This is a genomic window from Bartonella sp. LJL80, from assembly GCF_054871565.1.
In genome coordinates this window covers 1-634 of sequence record NZ_JBTXLM010000035.1, presented here as the reverse complement: position 1 = coordinate 634, position 634 = coordinate 1, and the positions used below count along the sequence as shown (strand labels likewise).

Here is a 634-nt window from a genome sequence, read left to right as displayed (position 1 = left end):
ACGTCGCCTTCGCCTTTTTCATAGTTGGTCATAAGCGACTTCGAGATGTTATCCAGATTGGTCTTGCTCTGATCAACTGTTGCGTTTGCAACGTCAATCTGGCTCTTACCCAAAGCCATTGCATCGGAAACCGCACTCAAAGTGTTACGGTCAGAACGCATGGCCGAAGAAATTGACCAATAAGCAGTATTGTCAGAAGCTTCATTGATACGCATGCCGGTTGAAACACGACGTTGCGTTGTATCCATGTTATCGCCAATTGAACGCAAAGTTTGCAAAGCATTCATAGCGGATTGGTTTGTAAGAAGACTAGTACCCATAATCGTTGTCCCTTTAAAGAAAAAATGGAGAGGGACATGCTGGCTGACCCAGCAGGTAACAGAACGACTTCATGTCTATTAGATCAAACATCTAACCTGTTACAGTCTCTTAATACCACATCCTCCCAAATTGTAAAGTTCTTTCAACAAAAAAAATGAATTAAAAACGCAACGCAAAGTAGAAAAAACAGCAAAAGGCCGTGCATTGTGCACGGCCTTTCAATTTTAAAAACCAATCGTTGATTACTGACGGAACAGAGAAAGAATATTCTGGCTGTTCTGGTTAGCAATCGACAAAGCCTGAATACCAAGCT

The 634-nt window shown here is 42.0% G+C and carries 1 protein-coding gene; it reads right to left on the bottom strand.

Annotation, left to right across the window (positions count from 1 at the left end):
• The coding region (locus ACYSNS_RS14545; RefSeq protein ID WP_461723843.1) for a flagellin N-terminal helical domain-containing protein at window positions 1-320 on the bottom strand (320 nt) is incomplete at its 3' end.
• Between the last annotated feature and the right edge of the window lie 314 nt (window positions 321-634).